At 58.1% G+C, this 16,351-nt stretch carries 18 protein-coding genes; 8 read left to right on the top strand and 10 right to left on the bottom strand.

The window, feature by feature from the left end; translation table 11 throughout:
• Positions 1-46: 46 nt before the first annotated feature.
• The 6 genes from FHP24_RS28150 to FHP24_RS28125 all read right to left on the bottom strand — a co-directional run bounded on the left by FHP24_RS28150 (position 47) and on the right by FHP24_RS28125 (position 3,675).
• Positions 47-430 carry a type II toxin-antitoxin system VapC family toxin gene (locus FHP24_RS28150; protein WP_139679564.1) on the bottom strand — a complete coding sequence of 128 codons (384 nt, stop codon included), beginning with the start codon at positions 428-430 and terminating at the stop codon, positions 47-49.
• Positions 427-627, bottom strand: a complete 201-nt coding sequence (locus FHP24_RS28145; protein ID WP_139679563.1) for a type II toxin-antitoxin system VapB family antitoxin — start codon at positions 625-627, stop codon at positions 427-429. Before FHP24_RS28145 ends, FHP24_RS28150 begins: the two co-directional genes overlap by 4 nt.
• Positions 628-790: 163 nt before the next feature.
• Positions 791-1,102, bottom strand: coding sequence for a type II toxin-antitoxin system RelE/ParE family toxin (locus FHP24_RS28140; protein ID WP_139679562.1), 312 nt, complete (start codon positions 1,100-1,102; stop codon positions 791-793).
• Positions 1,092-1,373: a ribbon-helix-helix domain-containing protein gene (locus tag FHP24_RS28135; protein ID WP_139679561.1), complete on the bottom strand. Its 282-nt coding sequence runs from the start codon at positions 1,371-1,373 to the stop codon at positions 1,092-1,094. The genes FHP24_RS28140 and FHP24_RS28135 overlap by 11 nt, the downstream gene beginning before the upstream one ends.
• Before the next feature lie 335 nt (positions 1,374-1,708).
• Complete coding sequence (locus FHP24_RS28130; protein WP_139679560.1) at positions 1,709-2,653, bottom strand: nucleoside hydrolase; 945 nt, start codon at positions 2,651-2,653, stop codon at positions 1,709-1,711.
• An 8-nt stretch (positions 2,654-2,661) separates the two neighbouring features.
• Positions 2,662-3,675, bottom strand: a complete 1,014-nt coding sequence (locus tag FHP24_RS28125; RefSeq protein ID WP_139679559.1) for a LacI family DNA-binding transcriptional regulator — start codon at positions 3,673-3,675, stop codon at positions 2,662-2,664.
• A 169-nt stretch (positions 3,676-3,844) separates the two neighbouring features.
• Between FHP24_RS28125 and FHP24_RS28120 the strand changes: the two genes are divergently transcribed.
• The 5 genes from FHP24_RS28120 to FHP24_RS28100 all read left to right on the top strand — a co-directional run bounded on the left by FHP24_RS28120 (position 3,845) and on the right by FHP24_RS28100 (position 8,626).
• On the top strand, positions 3,845-5,107 hold the full coding sequence (locus tag FHP24_RS28120; protein WP_180356161.1) for a sugar ABC transporter substrate-binding protein: 1,263 nt from the start codon (positions 3,845-3,847) through the stop codon (positions 5,105-5,107).
• Between the two features lie 77 nt (positions 5,108-5,184).
• A complete protein-coding gene (locus FHP24_RS28115; protein WP_139679557.1) occupies positions 5,185-6,054 on the top strand; it encodes a carbohydrate ABC transporter permease in 870 nt (289 codons plus the stop codon).
• The gene (locus tag FHP24_RS28110; protein WP_139679556.1) at positions 6,051-6,896 is read left to right on the top strand and encodes a carbohydrate ABC transporter permease; all 846 of its coding nucleotides are present in this window, start codon (positions 6,051-6,053) and stop codon (positions 6,894-6,896) included. Before FHP24_RS28115 ends, FHP24_RS28110 begins: the two co-directional genes overlap by 4 nt.
• Before the next feature lie 25 nt (positions 6,897-6,921).
• Positions 6,922-7,977 (top strand): ABC transporter ATP-binding protein, encoded by a 1,056-nt coding sequence (locus FHP24_RS28105; protein WP_139679555.1) that lies wholly within the window; start codon positions 6,922-6,924, stop codon positions 7,975-7,977.
• Positions 7,978-8,395: 418 nt separating this feature from the next.
• Positions 8,396-8,626 carry a hypothetical protein gene (locus tag FHP24_RS28100; protein ID WP_139679554.1) on the top strand — a complete coding sequence of 77 codons (231 nt, stop codon included), beginning with the start codon at positions 8,396-8,398 and terminating at the stop codon, positions 8,624-8,626.
• Positions 8,627-8,684: 58 nt separating this feature from the next.
• Here FHP24_RS28100 and FHP24_RS28095 read toward each other — a convergent pair whose 3' ends face one another.
• From FHP24_RS28095 to FHP24_RS28080, 4 genes are all read right to left on the bottom strand, one after another.
• The gene (locus FHP24_RS28095) at positions 8,685-9,704 is read right to left on the bottom strand and encodes a LacI family DNA-binding transcriptional regulator (protein ID WP_139679586.1); all 1,020 of its coding nucleotides are present in this window, start codon (positions 9,702-9,704) and stop codon (positions 8,685-8,687) included.
• Between the two features lie 117 nt (positions 9,705-9,821).
• A complete protein-coding gene (locus FHP24_RS28090; protein ID WP_139679553.1) occupies positions 9,822-10,835 on the bottom strand; it encodes a zinc-dependent alcohol dehydrogenase family protein in 1,014 nt (337 codons plus the stop codon).
• An 18-nt stretch (positions 10,836-10,853) separates the two neighbouring features.
• On the bottom strand, positions 10,854-11,624 hold the full coding sequence (locus FHP24_RS28085; RefSeq protein ID WP_139679552.1) for an L-iditol 2-dehydrogenase: 771 nt from the start codon (positions 11,622-11,624) through the stop codon (positions 10,854-10,856).
• Between the two features lie 138 nt (positions 11,625-11,762).
• A complete protein-coding gene (locus FHP24_RS28080; RefSeq protein ID WP_180356160.1) occupies positions 11,763-13,076 on the bottom strand; it encodes an ABC transporter substrate-binding protein in 1,314 nt (437 codons plus the stop codon).
• A gap of 323 nt (positions 13,077-13,399) precedes the next feature.
• Between FHP24_RS28080 and FHP24_RS28075 the strand changes: the two genes are divergently transcribed.
• From FHP24_RS28075 to FHP24_RS28065, 3 genes are all read left to right on the top strand, one after another.
• Entirely contained in the window at positions 13,400-14,383 is a 984-nt protein-coding gene (locus FHP24_RS28075) for a tagatose kinase (protein ID WP_139679551.1), read from the top strand.
• 1 nt (position 14,384) lies between these two features.
• Positions 14,385-15,656, top strand: a complete 1,272-nt coding sequence (locus FHP24_RS28070) for a D-tagatose-bisphosphate aldolase, class II, non-catalytic subunit (RefSeq protein ID WP_139679550.1) — start codon at positions 14,385-14,387, stop codon at positions 15,654-15,656.
• A gap of 73 nt (positions 15,657-15,729) precedes the next feature.
• The coding region (locus tag FHP24_RS28065; protein ID WP_139676993.1) for a carbohydrate ABC transporter permease at positions 15,730-16,351 on the top strand (622 nt) is incomplete at its 3' end.

Here is a 16,351-nt window from a genome sequence, read left to right as displayed (position 1 = left end):
ATCCGTTCAAGAGCGCAGTGAAGTGGGAAAACACGTCGTTGCGTCGCTAATGAGGGATTTGGACAGGTAGATGAACCTTCGCACCGACTTTTTGTGCTGTGGTGGCTAGGCGTTTATCTCTCGTCCACAAACTGCACCGCTGGTCCAGGAGTGTAGAAGTCAATAGGTGTGCGTCAGTGTAACCAATCCCCATGCTGAATATCGATTGGCGTTCAATCACAGTCATCACCTCTACATGGGTTGCGATGACTGTTTCTCGCTGAGCTGCGAGAAACGATAGGATTGCATCCCGTTCTCGCAAACTACCTAGAGCCAATTCGCCAACAACGAAGGGATGGCAGAGAAGCCGATCCTCCTCGATGATTTTACGCAGCTCTGCGTCTCCATGTCGAAAATGATCAATCCAGATTGAGGTGTCGACAAGAATCACTTTGCCACTTGGCTCCGACGGCGAGGGGCGGCTTTAGCGTCGGGCATAGAGCCACCAAGAGCGATCAGCCGCTTCCCGGATTCAACACGCACAAGCGTCTCCAATGCTTGGCGTACAAGAGCCGCCGTTTCCTTTGTTCCTGTAAGAGCCTTAGCCCGTTCCATGAGACTATCGTCGAGATTTATAGTAGATCGCATAGCTAGCTCCGCAAATTCATTGCGTATCTAGCACCATTTGGTGCAGAAATCCACGCCTGATTGCGGCGATGTTATTCGAAATCTCTCCGTTGCGGGTCATAGGTTCGAATTGGCTCAAGAGCAACGTGACCTTGCTTACAGCTTAATCCCAGCCCTTTGGCTCTCAAAACAGAGCGGAAAGGTCGCGCCGACCGTCCACTACTCGTACGATCTCAACTGCATGAACAGGACCGTCGTCGGAGTCGGGCCTTGTCTCGTAAAGTATGACATACGGCGCTTCGACCAACATCCGGGCGGTACGGAATACCTCCGGGTGACGCTCGCCCAAACGCGGATGCGCGATGAGCATTTCCGCCTTGCGACGAAAATTGGCAAAGTATCGCTCCGCGCTGAGAGGCCGTTCGCGACTTATCTCAATGTAAATTTTCTTAATGTCGGCACGCGCCTTCGGCGTCCAGAGAAGCTTAGCGGGCATGAGGAGCGGGAGACTTTACTTCCTGGCGAGCTTCCTCAAGCACTGCATCAAAATCCACTTCGACGGCAGGTCCGCTCGCTTTGCCTTCGTCCCACATCGCACGTAGCTTAGCGATATCGTCGCGCTTCTGCAGCCACTTGGCCGACCAGTCACGCATGGCTTCGCGAACAACTTCGCTCCCGCTGGCATACGCGCCGCTATTAACGGCATCGCGCAACAGCTCTGCGTGTTGCGGGGTCATCGAGACGCTTACTTTTTCAACATTGGGCATAGATGCCTCCACTTTGTTCGGTAGTAATTATTACCACCAACCAAATAGCGCGGCAACTTTCCCGTTACAGCGCACGTCTCCCGGCTCGCTTGAGCGTCACTGGGGCAATCCGTCGGATGGAGTCGGAATAGCAGGGTTGTAGGTTCACATCCGCTCAAAACTATAATGCTACTGCCTTGCCAGGCTAAAATGAAATCATCCCCGCTTCAAGCTTGAAACGGATCAGCTTCGTCAACCTGGCATCGTGTCTCAAGTCGCACTGAGACAGAAAAAGTGATGCAAACGACAGGCCCCGAGAGGGTTTCTCGCGACTTACGCCGCAAGCCGAGTTCGTGTTATTTCCACTCTACGATCGCACGCAAAATATGGTCCACCAAGGCTCGACCACGGACATCGATCGCCACATGGCAGTTATTGGGCTGCATCGCCTGGATATTCTCGAGCTTCTGGTTCGTCAGGCGGCGCATGTCGCACACAGTCATTCCGCGGGTTGGGCCAGCGGCAAGCGAAATTTCCACATGGCAATGACGGTAATCGATCATTTCGTGCGCGATGAACGGTACCAGCGCGCACGGGTCATGCAACGATGCGGTGGACAGCCCGTGCACCTTGTTGAGGCTTTCCCGGAAAAAGGAGAATAGACCGCCATAAGCCTGTGCGACCGGGCCACCTTCCATCAGACGGGTTATATCTTGCTCTGTCACGCCGACCTGGCGAGTAACGTTGAGGCCGACCATCCAGAGTGGTACACCGCTGCGGAAGACGATATCGGCCGCTTCCGGATCACACCAGACGTTGAATTCGGAGACCGGCGTCGTGTTGCCCACCTGGGTCGTGCCGCCCATGACGCTGATACCCTTCAGCCATTCGGTCAGCCGTGGCTCCTTGCGAATCGCCATCGCGATATTGGTGAAAGGCCCGATCGGAACAATCACGAGCTCGCCACGGTGCGCGGACGCCATCTCGATGATGAAATCAACGGCGTGGGTTGCAATGGCTTCCCGGTCTGGCGCCGGAAGGTCGGCACCATCCATGCCCGTCTTGCCATGCACATCGCCGCCGTGCCGCACCACCCCGTTCAGTGGGCCTTCGGAGCCGCGCGCCACGGGTATGTCGAGGCCGAGCAGCGTGACCAGCGACAGGGCGTTGGCGGTGGTCTTGTCGACCGTCTGGTTACCGAACACAGTGGTAATGCCGACCAGGTCCAGATGTGTCGCGCCGTAAATGATGGCCGTTGCGTCATCGTGTCCGGGATCGCAGTCGATCAGGATTTTCTGCATGCTTGCTCCTAGAGGCGACCGGGAACGGTCGTGGAATTGCGTGGTATCAGGCGAGGTAGAACGGTCATGACCGTCGGTTCTCTCTTTGGATCATCGATCATGGCACGTGTTGTCGCGATCGTTTTCGCCGCCATTATCTCGAGGCATTGATCGACGCTGGTCAGGTCGTAGGAAGGCCAGGCGGCGATGGCGGTGTTGTCGTAGCCGACAACAAGAAGATCGCCAGGAATGGAACGGCCGAATTGCAGGCGCGCGCAATCCATCAATGCGAATGCAAGAAGATCGTTGGCACAGAAGACGGCGTCTGGCCGACCCTCCAGCAGCCCTGCGGCGGCGCGCCGGGCGTCGTCGTAGGCGTAAATGCTTGAGGTACGCAGATCGCATCGGTGGCCAAGGCTCCCCAATGTCTCGCAGAATCCGAGCTCGCGGTCTCGGCTGATCCGGGTGCTGTCCTCGCCACCGAAAAAAGCAAAATGCTGCCCTCCGCAGGCGACGAGGTGTTCCGCGACCATGGCTCCGCCGGCACGGCTGTCGCCAGCGACAGTGTTGATAGTTGTCGGACCCTCGTAGCTGTTCATCAGCACCAGCGGCTTGCCGCTCGCGCCGCAAATCCGGACGATCTCAGCATCGAAGGGCGCGGCCAGCGCGATGACCGCATCGACTTGGTAACTCGTCAGGCGGTCGATAACCGCACCGGCGCGATCGTTCCTGTTGCAAGCAAAGACAAGCGGCGCCATGCCCTGGTCGCCCATCTCGTCGATCAGGAGTTTCAGGGTGTGGCTGTGGTAGAGGTTGTCAAGATCGGTGACCACGACACCGACTATACCGGTGCTCGCATTCTTCAGGCTTCGGGCAATCAGGTTTGGTTGGTAGTTCAGCTCGCGGGCGGCTGCAAGAACACGCTCGCGCGTCGCTTCCGATATCCGCTTGTCCCCCGCCAAGGCGCGCGACACGGTGGACGGCGAGGAATTGGCAAGTGCTGCCACCTCGAAAGTTCTCACCCTTTTGCCGTCATCCGCCATTTCAATCCCTGCCTCTTCCAAAGCATCTGTGGCTGGAAACTTGCCTCTTGACTATCCGGCAGAGTTCATGCGTTTCTATGCACACGTTTGCATAAATATTGATGCACCGAGTTTGCGGAAGAAGCAACAACAAATGCCTCCGCCAGACGGCCAACCGATGGGGATCGAAATGAAACTTGGAAGACGCCATTTTCTAGCCGGCGTTGCCGGTGCTGCAATCATGGGTTCGGCCGGACGGCTGCAGGCCCAGACATCCGTGAGCCTGTCCGTGCCGTGGATGGGCTGGCCCGAAGAACAGGTAAGGCCGCTTATGGCCAGCTTCGAAGCGTCGACTCCCGGCGTCAAGATAGCAGAAGAGCGCTTGCCGATCGCCGAATTGTTCAGGACACTGGAAGTGCGCCTGAGCGCCCGGAGTGCGACACCTGACGTTTATCTTGTCGATGGCCCACTGACAGCCTCCTATGCAGCCCGCGGCCATCTCCTCGATCTCGGCAATCTGGTCGGCGGCGAGCGCGACCGGTATGTCGCAAGTACACTGGTGCAGGGTACATTCAAGGACAAGCTGTTTGCCTTGCCGCTTGGCACCTCGTCGCAGCTTTTGTTCTACAACAAGAAGCTGTTTGCTGAAGCCGGCCTGCCCGAACCTTCCGCCGATCCGGAAAAGCGGATGACTTGGGAAGGGTTGCTGGACATCGCCAAGAAGCTGACCAAGCCCGAGACATCGCAATTCGGCTTCGCCTTCGAAAATAGCAATCCCTACCAGCTCCTGCCGCTGCCGCAGAGTCGCGGCGTGAAGGTGATCGGCGACGACGGACTGACTGCCACCGGGTATGTCGACGGTGACGGCATGGTCGATGTCATGACCTGGTACAAGGACCTGTTCCACACTCATAAGGTCTCGCCGATTGGCACCTTCCAGACGGGCGTGACGCAGGAAATGTTCGGCTCCGGCAAGCTGGCGATGGTGCTCGGCGGCACCTGGAACCTCGGCGGCTTTGCAAAGTTCAAGGATCTCGACTTCGGCGTCGTGGCGCATCCATTCTTCAAAGGCGGCAAGCCTGTCACCCCAACGGGAAGCTGGCATGTCGGGATCAATCCACGCACGGCCCACATGGAACAGGCTCAGGCCTTTGTGAAGTGGATGTCGACCCGCGATGCGATGAACCTCTGGTTTGACCTTCGCCAGTATCCACCATCGATAAAGCAGATCTGGGACGAGCGTGCCTCGACCACCTTCGTCGATCCTGTCTGGAAGATCGTCCAGTACGAGCTGGCCAATACCGCGACGCCACGTCCCATTACTCCGGGTTACCGCGAATACGAGGAGTTCCTGCGCACGGCGATGCAGGACATCCAGACCGGCGGCGACGTCAAGGCCTTGCTGACAAAGGCTGCGACGAGCATCGATCGCGAAATGCGCAAATACCGCTGATATCCAAATATTGCTGATCCATCGGTTGGCGGCCGCTACTGTGAGCCGCCAGCATCCTTCACCCTGATCGGGCTGCCATGTTATCCTCCCGCCTGACACCGTTCCTGTTTCTTGCACCTGCGCTGATCGGACTTGTCGTGTTCCGACTGGCGCCGATCGGCATCGCCGTGGCCGGCAGCATGACCGGAACGTCGCTGATGGGCGATCTGAGTTTCGTCGGGCTGGAAAACTTCGCCTATCTGTTCACGGATGCGGAATTCTGGAGCTCGCTACAGGTCACGCTACTCTTCAACCTGATCATCAACCCGCTGCAGCTTGCCGTCGCGTTCGCTCTCGCACTGCTTGTCTTCCAGCAGGGCCGTGCGATCTGGTTCTACCGCCTGCTGCTCGTCCTGCCAATGGCGGTGTCAACCGGCTTGAGCGCAGTGCTCTTCGGGCTTTTTCTTGATGGGAATCTGGGACCGTTCAACGGCTTTCTCGAATGGATCGGCATTGGTGCGCAAGCTTTTCATCGGAACCAGGATCAGGCGCTCGGAACCCTGATTGGTATCGCCACTTGGAAAGGCGCCGGCTACTGGATGCTGTTCCTACTGGCCGGTCTCTATTCCATTCCGTCCTCTGTGCAGGAGGCAGCGCTGATCGATGGCGCTACACCTTGGCAGCGGTTTCGACTGGTGACCCTTCCCCTCATGCGCAAGCCGATGGCATTCGTGCTGGTGGCGGATACGGCCATCAACTTTCTGTTCTTCGCCCCGGTTTATATCCTCACCTCGGGCGGCCCGAGCGGATCGACGTCGGTGCTCATGTATCAGGCCTATCTGTCCGCCTTCACCTTTTCCGATCTCGGCCGCTCGCTCGCCATCTCCACCATCCTGTTGATGATCATCCTGATCATTGTTGCACTGGAACTACGGCTTCTAAGGTCTCCTGAGGATCACGCAGCATGACCGAAACGATCGCCCGTAATCCGCTCGCCGTCGCCCTTCGTTATGGTGCCCTGTCGATCCTTGCTTTTGCGGTAGTATGTCCGCTGGCCTGGCTGGCGCTCGCCTCTTTGCGCCCGCAGGCAGAGATTTTCCAGCCGGTCTCGGAATTCGGCTGGCGGACTTTCGTACCCTCCCGCCTGACGCTGGACAATTACCGGGCGCTGATGTCGGGAGACTTTCCGCTTGCCCTGCGCAATTCTTCCATTGTTGCAGTCACCACGGTGGTTTTCGGCCTCGTCGTCAACGCGTTGGCAGGGTTCGCCTTTGCTGCGTTCGATTTCCGAGGCAAAAACCTGCTTTTCCTGCTTGTCATCGTCAGCTTCATGATGCCTTTCGAGGCCATCGTCATGCCGCTCTACGTGCTGATCAGCGGGCTTGGATGGACCAATAGCTATAAGGCGCTGATCATTCCGGAAGTGGCAAACGGTATGATCATCTTCCTGTTCCGGCAATTCTTCGCCTCGATTCCCAAAGATTTCTACGAGGCCGCCCGAGTGGACGGGGCATCCTGGCTTTATATATGGGCCTTCATCGCCATGCCGCTGTCCTGGCCGACGATCGCAACGTCCAGTCTGATGCTTTTCCTGTCGCAATGGGATTCATTCTTCTGGCCTGTGGTCGCGGCAAGCGATCCCGACTACGCGGTGGTGCAGGTGGCGATCGCACGTAACATAAATTTCGAGCAGAATGATTGGGGCGGGCTGTTCGCCTCGACCAACCTCGCCATTCTCATCGGCATGATTCCCTTCCTCCTGATGCAACGCTTCTACGTCCGCAGCCTGATTTCCGGAGGTATCAAATGACACATGTGAACAAAGGTTTCCTGCCATGGCTACGATGAGCGTGCGCGGTCTGCGCAAGTCCTTCGGATCGACGGAAATCCTCAAAGGAGTGAGCCTCGACGTGGCCGACGAGGAATTCGTGGCGCTGGTCGGGCCGTCAGGTTGCGGAAAATCGACGCTGCTGCGACTCATCGCCGGGTTGGAAGAGGCAAGTTCAGGCGAGATTTCGATCGCCGGACGCCCGGTCACGCGGCTTGCGCCTAAACAGCGCGACGTGGCAATGGTCTTCCAAAACTATGCGCTGTATCCGCATTTGACCGTCAGGGCCAATATGGGTTTTTCGCTGAAGCTTCGTGGAGAAAGCAAGGCCGGTATCGACACCAAAGTGAACCAGGCCGCGGAGATCCTCGGGCTGTCTCCGCTGCTCGATCGATATCCCGGCCAGTTGTCCGGCGGTCAGCGCCAGCGGGTAGCGACCGGGCGCGCCATTGTTCGCGATCCAGCTCTGTTCCTGTTCGACGAACCGCTTTCCAACCTCGACGCCAAGCTGCGTGTCCAAATGCGCACTGAAATCAAAGCGCTGCATATCCGGCTCCGCAGTACGATGGTCTATGTCACCCATGACCAGATCGAGGCCATGACAATGGCCGACCGAATTGTTGTGATGCAGTCGGGCAAGATTGAGCAGGTGGGATCCCCGTTGGATCTCTACGATCGCCCCATAAACGCCTTTGTGGCGGGGTTTCTTGGGTCTCCGGCGATGAATTTTCTGGAAGGGCGGATCGATGGCGGTGCATTGGTCACCTTAGACGGAACACGGCTTTCAATGCCCGGCCATCTTGGAGGCTATCAACACGGGCAAGCAGTGCTCTGGGGTATCAGGCCGGAAAACCTCGCGCTTGCAGCAGAAGGATTGTCGGCCCGGGTTGAGGTTGTGGAACCGACAGGTCCAGACACACAGCTTTTACTGCGTATCGCAGGTCAGCCGATTATCGCATTGTTGCGACAGCGAATGAAAGTTCGGCCAGGTGAACTGATCCACGTCATGCCTGAACCTGGCATGACTCACCTATTTGATAAGGAAAGTGGTCGACGGCTTTGAGGCTGGGGCACCGGCGCCGTTCCTGGCTTCATATTCGGACTATCCTTAACTCTTGCGATCTAAAGCATCTGTAGGGAATTGTCCTACGTGACAGCCGCTCTTATTTTTGCTCCTTGCAAAAGGCCGTAGGGATCGTTTTGAATGACATGGGCTCATCATTGGATAATCAACTGAGCTCGCCCGCATCAGGTAACCTCGAACTAAATTGGCGTTCCGAAATCGTCTTATAGAAGAAGTGTGAGTGACCGACCGGGAGGCTTTCTTTCCCGTCGAATCTGGTCCGGAAATGCTGATGATTTGAAGCCCGTTCAATGCGGTGTATTGAGATTTGCCGATCTAATAAGATCAGTGAACCTCGCATATTCATTTCGGTCGAAGAAGGTCTCAGCCTCGCTCCAATATTATGTAGTGCAATTAGATGATCGGCATTGGCGGTCTCTGGAACGGCGAAGCAGCCAACGCCGATCGGGACGCCCATAGCGTCAATTTTCATGAAAATATCATCGTCAACTACCGAAACATGGAGATCGGCGTAGCCCCACCAGGAGAATTTGCTTTGAGCACTTATAAGTCGGTGATGGGTGTACGGAAATATTTAGGTGTCTATCCAAAATTGTACGTCGGTTTCACGCTCTATAGCGTTCAATAAGATTGGTATCGCTTCAAATTCTATCTAGACCTAACCCAACGGTCTTTTACCGATCCCGTCAAGCCGAAGCTCTGAGCATGAGTTCGGATTTCAGCAGGATCTGATCCCTGCCGTTCTGGATCTCGCTGTCTTCGACCTTCTCGCCCAGCAACTTGAACAGCAACCCGATGGCGAGCCTTCCGATGTCGTTGTAGTTCTGCTTGACGGTGGTCAGCGGAGGACACGCATACTGGGACAGCGGGTGGTCGTCGTGGCCGGCAATTCGAATATCGCAGCCCGGCCCGTGGCCGACCTTCAAACCCTTCTGCCAAGCGGCGGCGATGACTCCGAAGGCAAGGCGATCGTTGGCGCAGACGATCGTCCTTGTAGGGAGGCGGGCAACGTTCTCGAAGAGCCGCGTGGCCTCCTCGAAGGCGAATCGCTCGAAGTCCCACGTCGCGGCATCAGAGAGCGCGAGGATTTCGGGAGCCAGGTTTCGAGCCGTCATTGCGTCTAGGTAGGCATTCCGGCGCTCGATCGCATTCGTGTTGACTTCAGGCATGCCGAAATAGCAGGGCGGCTCGCCGGAACGGCAGAGATAGTCGACGATGAGGCCGAAGCTCTGATGGTTGTCCGTCCCAACATAAGCCGCTCCCATGTCCGGGGGCGTATCCACATACACGATCGGGATGTTCTTCGCGAGCTGGTCCAGCGATGAGCTGCCGCCGCGTCTGAAGACCGGGGCAACGATGGCCCCCGCGACGTTCATTGATCGGAACGTTTTCACTGCCTCGTCTTCGATGTCGGCGCGACCATCCGAAGACAATAGCAGTGCAAGGAAGCCCGCCTCGCTTGCAATGATTTCGATGCGTCGCGTCAGCGCCATGAAGAATGGATCCAGCGTGCTCGGAACGACAATCCCGATGATGTTGCTCCTCCGCCGGTTCAGGTTGACCGCGAACATGTTCGGCTTGAATCCGGACTTCTTCAAAGCCTCTTCGATCGTGTCGCGCGTCTTCTTGCGAACCGACGAAGGATCGTTGAAGTACTTCGAGACCGTAGGGCGCGAGAGGCCCACGAACTCGGAAAAGTCTTCCATCGTCTTGATCGGTCTTGGCACTTCACGCTCCGTGGTAGCTTGGGCCGCCTCTTTTAGCACTGGGCCGCCACGATGGAAGCCCGGTGTCTCGTCACACGGTCGGCGGGTGATGCGTCTTCACTCCGATACGAATTGCACCTTCATGGTCGCAGGATCCGATGGCTTGGCCAGGAAGAAGGGCAGCATTTCCTCAAGCGGCAGCCTGTGGCTCACAAGTCGCGCGATGCTCCCGTCATCGGCCTTGAGGATATCAAGTGCTTCCGGGATGTTGCGGTTCAGCGAATGCGAGCCGACGAGCTTGAGCTGTCGCCGGAAGACCTCGAATGGATGGATCGAAATCGTGGCTGAGGGGGGGCAGACCCCGAACAGGAGGGCGGTTCCGCCATCCGAAACGAGGTCGATCATCTTCTCCACCACGGAAGGTACACCGGTTGCGTCGGCGACGAGCTCGAAATCATGCCTTCGCGAAGATAAGGCATGCGAACCGGAAACGGCTGTGTCGAGGCCGAGTGACGATGCGAAGGTGAGCCTGCTTTCGTTCACGTCGGCCATTGTGACACTGCCCGCTCCACGGGCTTTGAGCGACAATCCGAGGAGGAGGCCGATCGGCCCGGCACCGAAAATGATGGCCCTCTCCGGAGGCCGCTCGCCCGGTCCGACGCCGGCGGCTCCCAGGCCGTTGAGAGCGCAGGCGAGCGGTTCCGCCAATGCAGCGACGTCGAACGGAAGGGCGCCGATGTCATGAACCTGATCGCAGCGGACGGTGCTGTATTCTCCGAATCCACCATCATGGGTGACGCCATATGCCTTGAGATCGGAGCAGAGATTGCTCAAGCCTTTGTGGCAGTAGGCGCAGACACCGCAGGGAAGGTTGGGATCAACGACAATGCGGGCGCCGACCTCGAAACCTGCGGTATTGGAACCGAGCGCGACGATCTCTCCAGCATACTCATGGCCGGGGATCACAGGAAAGCCGCCCGGGCCGTACCGGGCGTGCAGCACGTCGATGTCCGTATGGCATAGTCCAGAAGCCCGAACACGGATAAGCGCGTGCCCCTCGGGAACAGTGTCGCGGTCGGGGAGGTCGGCCAGAACCGCCTGGCCCTTGCCGGTGAATTGAATGGCCTTCATGTTCCTTGCGCTCCCGTGTCAGCTCATCCAGTTTCCGCCATCGACGTTGTACGTCTGGGCGAGGATGTAGTCGCTGTCGGATGAGGCGAGGAAGACGGCCAAGCCCTTGATGTCGTCCGGCGTGGCGAAGCGGCCGATAGGCACGGACTTGGCGACCTGCGCCTTCTTTTCACCCGGCTTTAGGCCTTCCCACTGCGCAAACTTGGCGTCGACAACTTCCCAGTGCTCCCCATCGACCACGCCCGGCGCGATCGCGTTGACGTTGATTCCGTGCTTGACGAGAGCCAGTGCTGCGGACTGGGTGGCGGAGATTATGGCCGCCTTCGATGCGCAGTAAAGCGTAACGAGTGCTTCTCCGCGGCGTCCAGCCTGGCTCGCCATGTTGATGATCTTGCCGCCGCGCTTGCGGTCGATCATTACGTTCGAGACGGCACGCATGACGAAGAGCGGCCCTTTGAGGTTTACGTCCATCACCTTCTGGTAGCTGTCCTCGGTGATGCCGTTGATCGGTGCCATGTCGAAGATCGCGGCGTTGTTGACGAGGATGTTGATTCCACCGAACTCCTGATCCACGGCCTTCACGACACGGTCGATATCGGCGACATCGGTCACATCGAGCTTGACCGCCTTGGCGGCCGATCCGATGCCGGATGCAGCCTGGGTTGCGCGTTCGATGTTGATGTCGGCGATGACGACCTTTGCACCCTCAGCCGCAAACGCTTCTGCGAATCCAAGCCCGATGCCTCTCGCGCCGCCAGTGATGAAGGCAACCTTGTCTTTCAGTCTCATGTCTTTGATCTCCGACGAGCCAGTCCACACACGGGATCCGACTGTTCACGGTTTCGATTTCTTAGCCCAGGGTCAGAGCCCGGCAGCGCGCTGCCGGGCTCCCCTCGGGAGGACCTGCCACGAAGGCAGGCTGACGTCCTACTTGATGTAGCCCGCGCGGGTCATATCGCGGGTTACCTGGGTCTGGGCCGCTTCCAGCGTGGCGTCAACGGACTGCTGTCCGGCAAGTGCCGCACTGATCTGCTGGCCCACGAACGTACCGATCGCCTGGAATTCAGGAATGGCAACGAACTGGACGCCGGTGTAAGGCACTGGATCCTTTGTAGGCTTCGACGGGTCCGCGGACATGATCGCCTCGAGAACGGTTGCCGCGAACGGAGCCGCTTTCTGGTATTCCGGCAGGGCGTAGGTCGACTTGCGGGTTCCCGGAGGAACGGCAACCCAACCTTCGGATTCTCCGACCAGCTTCACATAGTCCTTCGAGGTCGCCCACTTGAGGAACGACCGAGCGGTGTCGCCTTTCTTGGTCGTCGCCGGGATGGCGAGGTTCCACGACCACGACCAGCTCGAGCCTGCAGGCGTGACCGCGACCGGAGAGCGGGTGAAAGCCACCTTGTCGGCGACCTGGCTCTGCTTGGGATCATAGACGCGGCCTGCCGCCGAGGTGGCATCAATCCACATGGCGCACCGGCCGGAGGCGAAAAGCGTCTGGTTTTCGTTGAAGCCGTTGGCGGTCGCGCCCTGTGGCCCGTACTTGCCTAGCAGCTCGACGTAATCGGTCGTTGCCTTCTTCCACGGCTCGGTATTGAGCTGCGGCTTCCAGTCCATGTCGAACCAGCGGCCGCCATAGGTGTTCACCATGGTGCCGAAGAAGGCCATGTTTTCGCCCCAGCCTGGCTTGCCGCGCAGGCAGATGCCACTTTGGCCCTTGGATTTGTCCGTGAGCTTCGCGGCGTACTGTTTAATCTGATCATAGGTGGGCTGGTCGGGCATCTTGATGCCGGCAGCCTCGAAGAGATCTTTACGGTACAGAGTGAACGAGCTCTCGGTGTAGAACGGAACTGCATAAAGCTTGCCGTCGACCGTCAGTCCCTTTTTGATCGGATCGAGCAGGTCGGCGTAGTCATAATCGTCACCGAGGTCGTCCACGGTGGATAGCCATCCGGACTTACCCCAGATAGGGGCCTCGTATCCGCCGATGGTCATGATGTCGAATTGGCCGCTGCCCGTTGCGATATCGGTCGTGACCCGTTCGCGCAGAACGTTCTCCTCGAGAACGACCCAGTTGATCTTGTTGCCCGTTTCCTGCTCCCACTTGGTGGAGAGCTTTTGCATGATGATCATGTCGCCGTTGTTGACGGTTGCGACGGTGATTTCCTCGGCGTGGGCCAGACCTGCGAGCAGACCAAAGCCGACTGCAGACGATAGTAGAATGCTTGTCTTTACACTCATGACAATCTCCTCCATTGCGAGTGTTGGTGCGCAAACCTTACGCATGTAAACTTTATTTACTTGATGAGGCATTCTGTCAAGCTGGACCTTGAGTGAGTAGTGTTCCCACTGAGCTCGTTTAGCGTGTCGTTTAAGCATATACGCGAGTGCAGCAATCGCGCAATCTACTGAATCTGCTTGAAATCTGCTCCCGGTTTAATGAGAGCATGTTGCACCGCAAAAGTTTACGCGCGTTAAAATTGATTGACTCAATGTGATCGGGATCCTATTGCTGCGGGAAGTTTGAGGCATTGCCTACAAACAGCGAGCATCTGGGAGGAACCATGAGAGTCGCATCCGCTTTGGCAGCTGAAACGCTCGGGCCTACGATAACGGCAGGCGAGATATTGGTGGAAATCATGTCGACGTCCATCGGCGCAGGCTTCTTGGAGCCGCAGCCGCTGATCGGGCCGTTTCCGAGTGGCGCTCCCGCGATATTCATCGATCAGGTTGCCAAATTGGGAAGCCCGGCAGGGATCATCTCCGCAGTCGGAGATGACGACTTCGGTCGTCTGAACATCGAGCGGCTCAAGCGTGACGGTGCAGACGTCTCCGCGATCGAGATATTGTCCGACATGCCGACGGGGAGTGCATTCGTCCGCTACCGTGAAGACGGCAACAGGGATTTCGTCTTCAATATCGCCAAATCCGCGTCCGGCATGATCCGCATGACTGACGGTGCCAGAGAGCTTGTCGAGCGGGCAGGGCATGTGCATGTCATGGGCTCGGCCTTTGCAATTCCGGGGATCGCAGAAATCCTGATGGAGTCTGTCGCCGCCGTCAAATCGCGTGGCGGCTCGGTGTCGTTCGATCCCAACATCCGCAAGGAACTGCTCACCGGACAGGCGGACGCCCGCAAGCGTCTCGACCAGATCCTGGGCGTCACGGATCTGCTTCTTCCGTCGGGTGAGGAGCTCGCGATCGCAGCGGGTCTCGATGATGAAGACGCAGCAGTCGCCTCTCTTCTGGCATCAGGCATCTCGGAGATCGTTCTCAAGCGCGGTGCGCAGGGTTCATCATGCCTCGTGTCAGGCAAGAGGTTCGACTGCCCGGCCTTCATCGTCGAAGAGGTCGATCCGACCGGTGCGGGGGACTGTTTCGGCGCGACCTACGTCACCTGCCGTCGGCAGGGCAGACCTCATGACGAGGCGCTTCGTTACGCCAACGCAGCGGGAGCACGAACAGTGACACGCCGAGGCCCGATGGAGGGTGTCTCCAGCTTTGCGGAACTAGACGAATTCATTCAAGCCAACCGATCGGACATCTGACATGAGCAACTATCTTCTGGAACTGTCGTCCGCTCGCGTCAAAGGTACACCTTTCGGAATCACGTCGGTATGCTCGGCACATCCAGTGGTGCTGCGAGCCGCGCTCCGCCGTGCCAGCGTCGCTGAAAGCCATGTATTGATCGAGGCGACCTGCAATCAGGTCAATCACCTCGGTGGCTATACGGGAATGACACCCGCTGATTTCGTGGATCTGGTCGGCAGAATGGCGGATGAGGAGGGGCTGCGCCGGGATCTGGTGATCTTGGGCGGTGACCATCTCGGTCCCAACCCATGGCGTAAGGAGCGGGCAGAGGATGCCCTGGCCAAGGCGCGCGACATGGTTCGGGCATATGTTGCGGCAGGCTTCAGCAAGATTCACATAGACACCTCGATGGGGTGCGCAGGTGAATCCGTCCCTCTTGATGACCAGACCATCGCCAAGCGTGCTGCGGATCTCTGTGCGATCGCGGAAGAGACCGCGAGGACTGCGGGCCTTCCGATGCCCGTGTATATCCTCGGGACCGAAGTCCCCGTCCCAGGTGGTGCCGATCATATGCTGGATAGTGTCGAGCCGACTTCACCGGAGGCGGCTCGGGCGACCATTGCGATACACCGCGAGATCTTCGAGGCTGCGGGTCTTCACGACGCCCTCAAAAGGATACTGGCATTCGTCGTCCAGCCCGGGGTTGAATTCGGCAGCGATAATGTCATCGTCTACGAACCTCCGAAGGCCGGGGCCCTGGCAGCCGTCCTGCAGGATGACGATAGCCTGGTGTTCGAAGCCCACTCTACGGATTATCAGCCGGAGGAGGCACTGACTTCGCTGGTGCGAGATGGATTCGCGATTCTGAAGGTCGGCCCCGGGCTGACCTTCGCCTATCGCGAGGCTCTTTATGCGCTCGACATGATCGCTTCGGAACTCGTGCCGTCCTATGGGGCGCGAGCGCTTGCCATGGGGATGGAAAAACTCATGCTCGAGCATCCCGGCGACTGGCAGGGGCATTATCATGGAGACGAGGCATCGCTTCGCCTCCAGCGGCATTACAGCTACAGCGACCGGATCCGTTATTACTGGAACAGGCCGGAAGCCGCTGCGGCCGTGGAGGCGTTGGCAACTGTCCTGGAAGGCAGAAAGATCCCCGAACCGTTACTGCGCCAATATCTCCCGCGACATGATCTGAGAGATGTTGCAGGGATGCAGGACATCCTGATCGCTGCTGTAGATGCTGTGCTGGGCACATATGATCGTGCAGCCCGTCCTCACCCTGTCTGAAGCTTTCCACGTTCGAGCAATTATCGGATGCCTCGGTGGGGCAGATATCCGAGTGAACCTTTCGGGGATTTGAATGGCAACGCAGAATACCCGGACGTTGGCACGCCTTATGATGGCGCCCTCCGTCGTCGTTCTTCTGATCTGGATGGCCGTACCGCTCGCAATGACGCTGTACTACTCGTTCCAGAACTACAATCTGCTGACACCTCAGAATGTCAGCTTCGCAGGTTTCTTCAATTACCAGTATTTCTACACCGATCCGGCCTTCTTCCAGTCGATCTGGAACACGCTGCTTCTGGTGCTCGGCGTGCTTGCCATCACCGTGATCGGCGGCACTGCCATCGCGCTCCTGATCGACCAGCCGATCTTCGGCCAGGGCATCGTGCGCATCCTGGTGATCTCGCCCTTCTTCGTCATGCCGCCGGTGGCCGCCTTGATCTGGAAGAACATGATCATGCATCCGGGTTACGGCGTGTTTGCCGATATCGCAAAATTCTTCGGCGTGCAGCCGATCGACTGGTTTGCGCAATATCCGCTGTTTTCGGTCATCATCATCGTCGCCTGGCAGTGGCTGCCGTTTGCAACGCTCATCCTTCTCACCGCGCTCCAGTCGCTCGACAGCGAGCAGCGTGAAGCAGCGGAGATGGACGGCGCCAACTTCTTCAACCGCTTCATCTACCTGACGATCCCGCATC

Source organism: Aliirhizobium smilacinae, assembly GCF_006335145.1.
In the GTDB taxonomy this organism is placed as follows: Bacteria; Pseudomonadota; Alphaproteobacteria; order Rhizobiales; family Rhizobiaceae; genus Neorhizobium; species Neorhizobium smilacinae.
This window is presented reverse-complemented; position numbering and strand designations above follow the sequence as displayed.